Genomic DNA, 4,994 nt, shown 5'->3' with positions numbered 1-4,994 from the left:
CTGGGTGAACCGCCAGGCTCACCCGGTAAACTTTCCGGATCCTGGCCTTAGTGGCTCGGGTGCAGTGCATCCTTCAGGTACACGCAGGTCAGGATGGTAAAGACATAGGCTTGGATGAAGGCCACCAGAACTTCGAGTGCGTAGACCGCGGTGATGGCAAAGATCGGCAGGAAGCTGAACATGCCCAGCGCTGCGGCAAAGCCTGCGAACACCTTCAGAACCGCGTGGCCGGCCATCACGTTGCCTGCCAGACGGATGCTGTGGCTGACGGGGCGCACGAAGTAGGAAATCAGCTCAATGACGGCCAGGATCGGGCGCAGTGCCAGCGGTGCGCTTGACACCCAGAACAGGCCCAGGAAGCCAGCGCCGTTCTTGACGAAACCGACGATGGTCACGGTGAAGAACACCAGCGCCGCCAGAACCGCGGTTACCGCGATGTGCGAGGTGGTGGTGAACGAGCCGGGGATCAGGCCCAGGAAGTTGGCCATCACGATGAACATGAACAAGGTCATGATGTAGGGGAAGAACTTGACGCCATCCTTGCCGGCCACGTCCTCAACCATCTTGTAAATGAAGCCATAAGCGAGCTCCGCAACCGATTGGGCGCGGCCAGGCACGATGGCGCGGCGCGAGGAGCCCATGACCAGCAGCGCAAACACCGCGGCAACAGCCAGCGCCATCCACAGGGTCACGTTGGTCGGAGTGTACCAGGAGATGTGATCGCCAAACAGTGCTGCCACGTTGAACTGATCCATCGGGTGGATTGCCAGCTTTGACTCCGCCGGGGCGAAAATCAGGCCGGATACCAGTACCAGCGCCAGCGCTGCGTAAAAGAAAATTTTGCCCATCGGTCCGCTTCTCCTGTCGCCGGCATTTGATCCCGTCGGATCAGTCCCGGTCTTGCGCGTTTTTCTTGGCCTCATCGGCCAGTTTCTGTTCCTGGATCTCTTGCGCGGTGCGAAGCATCGTCTTCACTCCGGCCGCAAGGCCCAGCATTATAAACAGCACCATGAAGATGGGCAGGGTTCCAAACAGAAGGTCCAGCCCGTATCCGATGCCAAAGCCGATCCCTAGACCGGCCACCAATTCAATCACCATCCGCCAGGCCTGATTGGCCATGGAATAGTGCTCATCCGCACGCGGCTTGGGCTGTTGTGCCTTACGCGCCGCCGCGAGCTTCTCCTCCAGCTGCGCCATGCGCTGCTTTTGGTCGTCGTCGGTCACGGGCGCCATCCTCACGCGAATTTCTATGCAGGGTGCTAAGGCCACGGGACTTAGGAGTCAATTACAAGGATTGAAGATTTAAAGTGCGTTCAAGACTTTGTTTTTAATGAATATTTTACAACGAACCGCGCATCGCGCTGCTCTGTCGCAGCCGCCGTTAGCGCCAAACTGCGCAGGAATCCATATTCAACCAAAAGGTTGATTTTAGCGAATGGGCGGTTTTGCCATTCGCCAGCGCACAATCCGTCCGTCGATCAGCAACAATCCCAGCAGGATCGCTGCCATACCCCACAGATGCTCTGCCAGCAGCTGCTCCTTCAAGACGAAGGTCCCCAGGAACAGCGCCGAAACCGGCGCGATCAGCGTCGGCAGGGTGATGTTGGTTGGCCCCACCTTGGGCAGCACCCAGTAAAAGACAATGAACGCGGCTGAGGTCAGCACAAAACCGATGATGAACAAGGAGGCCCAGGTCTCCATCCGCGTCACATGCGGCAGGCCTTCGCTCCAGATGGCCAGCGGTGCAATCGCAGCGGTGGCGCCGGTCAACGCAATCGCCACCAGCACCACCGGCTCCATGTTCCGGAAACTGCGCGCGAAATTGACCGAGAACGCATAGCACAAGGGCGCGCAAAGGGTGATCAGAACCGCCCAGATCTCTGACGACTGGCCGCTTTCCAGCAGGGGCAGTGACAGCAGCGCGATACCAAGGAACCCGCAGACCACCCCTAACGACTTCAGCCCGGTTGCGCGCTCGCCGCCGGACCAGAAATGCGAGACAACCACCGCCAGCGCCGGGGTAGTGGCATTTACGATGCCTGCTACACCGCTGGCGATATGCTGTTGGCCCAGCGCATAGAATGCAAATGGACCGGCATAGCTAAGCACACCAAAGCCGAACAATGCCAGCCAGCGCCCGGGATCCGTCGGCACCCGTTTGCGCGCCGCCAGCACATAGATCCAGCAGCCCAGCGCACCAAACCCGACCCGGCCCATCGACACCGACAGCGGTCCCAGTTCGCGCAGCAGGATGGCGTTGAACATGAACGACATGCCCCAGCCGATGCCGAGAACGAAAATCACCAGCCAGTATTTCAGTGCCATGCCATCTTCCCCGTGCGCTTGAAAGGCGCCACCATGACGGTTCAGGACAGATTGTCAAACTGCCGGACGGTGGATAGGAGTATCAGGCATGAGCGACCCTCTCGACACTGTCTTTGCGGCCTTGGCCGACCCGACCCGCCGGGCAATTCTCACCATGCTGTTGGAGGACGACATGGCGGTGACCGACGTGGCGGAACCGTTCGAGATGTCACTGGCGGCGATTTCAAAACACCTGGCGATCCTGACCCGCGCAGGGTTAATCGCGCAGGAAAAGCACGGCCGGGTCAAATGGTGCAAGCTGCAACCGGATGCCCTGCGCGCGGCCTCGGTCTGGATGCAAGGCTTCGGTCAGTTCGAACCGGTCAACCTGGATGCCTTTGAACGCTTCCTGGAGGCCGAGCACCTGTCCGAGGACGCGCAGCCGGACGGCTAGCGCACCACAAACACCGACGCTTCGGAATGCAGCACCAGATGGCTGGCATGTGACGAAAACACATAGTCCAGGATCCCGGGCATATGGGTGCCCATCACAACCAGGTCTACTTCCAGCTCTTTTGCGGTCCGGGGCAGGATGGAGTCGATCTCTGACCCGACATCCACGGAATAGACCGGCAGCCCTTCAACCCTGCCCCCGGTCTGCGTCGCCATCCTGCTTGCCAGATCCGCCAGCTCTTCACCAGACGGCCCTACCGTATGCCCGCGCTTGACCTGCTGATCCGTCACATGCACCAGCGTCACGCGCGAGCCGTGATTTTTGGCAAAATCCGCCGCCACATCCAGAGCTTTTTTGACCGTTGCGGGCATGTGCAGGTCAACGGGCACCATGATATGCTTGAACATTGTTTCCTCCTCTGTCCGAAGAGTCCCTCAGGACCAGTGTAGCGGAAAACAAGGGAATTGCGTTGACCTGCCGCAAGCGTCGGGCAAGGGCCGCCGGAGGGCACGCCCGCTGCAATCAGGCCGGAACCCGCTCCCGGGCCCCTTCCAGCAGCATGACCAGCGCCACCACCGACATCGCCACCCCGATCAGCACTAGACCCGGCGGTGCGCCGCGGCCCAGCGCGATCTCCCACAGGATCACCCAGCTGGGGGTGAGGTAGGTATAGGCCATCACCTTGGCCGAAGGCAGCCGCATCGCCGCATACTGCAGCAGCACAAAGGTGGCAGAGCTGGCACAGACCGCTAGGTAGAACAGGCCGATCCAGACGATGCCGGGCAGCGCGGCCCAATCGGTGGCCAGAATGTCCTGCCAGCCGAACACCGCCAGCAGCGCGCCGCCTGCCAGCAGCATGCCGAAAGTAAAGACCACCGCCGGTTCGCCCCGGTTCAGCTTGCGCACCATCGGCGTATAGATGGCATGCAAGACGCATCCCCAGAAATAAATGATCTCTCCCGGACCGATCTCAAACGCCGCCAGGGCACCCAGGTCGCCGCGCACGATCACCCAGACCGCGCCTGCCGCGCCAATCGCCAGCGCAAGGGCCATCCAGCCGGTGGTGATCTGCCGCAGCAGCAGCCAGCCGAACACGGCGCTCATCACCGGCACCAGCGTGAACACCGCCGCCGCACTGACCGGCGCCGCCGTCTGCAGCCCGTAGAACATCAGCACGAAGTAACCGCCAAACAGCCCGCCCAGCACCGCAAACCGCCAAGGCGCGCGGAAATGCACCCGCTGCAGCCCGGTGGTGGCCAGCGCCGCTACACCAATGACCACAGCGGCGATGCCGAACCGCGCCGCATTCAGTGCGGCCGGCGCAATCTCGTTGGCCACCATTACCCCCAGCGAGAACGACCCCGCCACCAGCGCCGAAAACAGCAGCATCGCCAGATGCCCGCGCAGTGCCTCGCTCACAACTGCCAGTCCTTTACCTGTTCCTTGAGGAACGTCAGGAACGCCTGCACTTTGGTGGTGCGGTGCAGATCCACATGGGTCACCAGCCACAGCGCGCCCTGCCAGTCTTCCCGGGGTGGCATCATCTCCACCAGATCCGGCTGCCGCCGCGCCTCCCAGGCCGGCATGAAACCAATTCCCGCACCGCTGCGCACAGCGTCCTTCAAGGTAAAACCATCGGTACAGCGGAAAGCGATTGCCTCAGCCGGCGCATTGGCCCGCAGCCAGCGTGAAAACGGCGCCCGGCTGTTCTCGTCGTCCTGGCCGACAAACCGGTGGTTCGCCAGATCCTCGACCCCCTGCAGCAGCCCGTATTTTTCGGCATAGGCCTTGGAGGCATAAAGCCCGATCTGCTGCGTCATGAAGGGCTGCACCACATTATCGGGCTGATCCGGCGCATTGCCTGCCCGCACCGCCACATGCGCTTCGCCGTATTCCAGCCGGAACAGCCGGTCGCCCGTCAGATAGCGGATGATCAGCCCTGGATGCATGTCCTGGAACAGTTTCAGCGCCGGCACCATCATCGGCGTGAAAGACGCCAGCGAGGTCACCACCAGCTCGCCCGAGACATCATCGCCCTGCCCCTTCAGCCGTCCGACAAGCTGGTTGAACTGGTCGTCGGTCGCCTGTGCCACCTGCAACAGGTCCTGCCCGGATTCCGTCGGCGTATAGCCGCGGGCATGGCGCTGAAACAGCTTGACACCCAGCCGCGCCTCGATCGCATCAATATGCCGGATCACCGTGGCATGATGCACGCCCAGCACCTCGGCAGCACCAC

The 4,994-nt window shown here is 61.7% G+C and carries 7 protein-coding genes; 1 reads left to right on the top strand and 6 read right to left on the bottom strand.

Annotated elements, in window-relative coordinates; genetic code table 11:
* Window positions 1-47: 47 nt before the first annotated feature.
* From A2I95_RS25895 to A2I95_RS25885, 3 genes are all read right to left on the bottom strand, one after another.
* The gene (locus tag A2I95_RS25895) at window positions 48-848 is read right to left on the bottom strand and encodes a F0F1 ATP synthase subunit A (RefSeq protein ID WP_027257260.1); all 801 of its coding nucleotides are present in this window, start codon (window positions 846-848) and stop codon (window positions 48-50) included.
* A 40-nt stretch (window positions 849-888) separates the two neighbouring features.
* On the bottom strand, window positions 889-1,224 hold the full coding sequence (locus A2I95_RS25890; protein ID WP_027257259.1) for an AtpZ/AtpI family protein: 336 nt from the start codon (window positions 1,222-1,224) through the stop codon (window positions 889-891).
* 204 nt (window positions 1,225-1,428) lie between these two features.
* Window positions 1,429-2,325, bottom strand: a complete 897-nt coding sequence (locus A2I95_RS25885) for a DMT family transporter (RefSeq protein WP_291734538.1) — start codon at window positions 2,323-2,325, stop codon at window positions 1,429-1,431.
* Window positions 2,326-2,413: 88 nt separating this feature from the next.
* Here A2I95_RS25885 and A2I95_RS25880 point away from each other — a divergent pair, with 88 nt between their 5' ends.
* Complete coding sequence (locus A2I95_RS25880) at window positions 2,414-2,758, top strand: helix-turn-helix transcriptional regulator (RefSeq protein WP_027257257.1); 345 nt, start codon at window positions 2,414-2,416, stop codon at window positions 2,756-2,758.
* On the opposite strand, the gene A2I95_RS25875 is transcribed toward A2I95_RS25880, so the two are convergent.
* The 3 genes from A2I95_RS25875 to A2I95_RS25865 all read right to left on the bottom strand — a co-directional run.
* The gene (locus A2I95_RS25875) at window positions 2,755-3,165 is read right to left on the bottom strand and encodes a universal stress protein (RefSeq protein ID WP_291734536.1); all 411 of its coding nucleotides are present in this window, start codon (window positions 3,163-3,165) and stop codon (window positions 2,755-2,757) included. The two genes, A2I95_RS25880 and A2I95_RS25875, sit on opposite strands and share 4 nt — an antisense overlap.
* A 115-nt stretch (window positions 3,166-3,280) precedes the next feature.
* Window positions 3,281-4,177 (bottom strand): DMT family transporter, encoded by an 897-nt coding sequence (locus A2I95_RS25870; protein WP_027257255.1) that lies wholly within the window; start codon window positions 4,175-4,177, stop codon window positions 3,281-3,283.
* Window positions 4,174-4,994: LysR family transcriptional regulator (locus tag A2I95_RS25865; RefSeq protein WP_291734533.1), on the bottom strand; the 821-nt coding region annotated here is incomplete at its 5' end. The genes A2I95_RS25870 and A2I95_RS25865, both read right to left, overlap by 4 nt.

Source organism: Leisingera sp. F5 (assembly GCF_001593695.1).
This window is presented reverse-complemented; position numbering and strand designations above follow the sequence as displayed.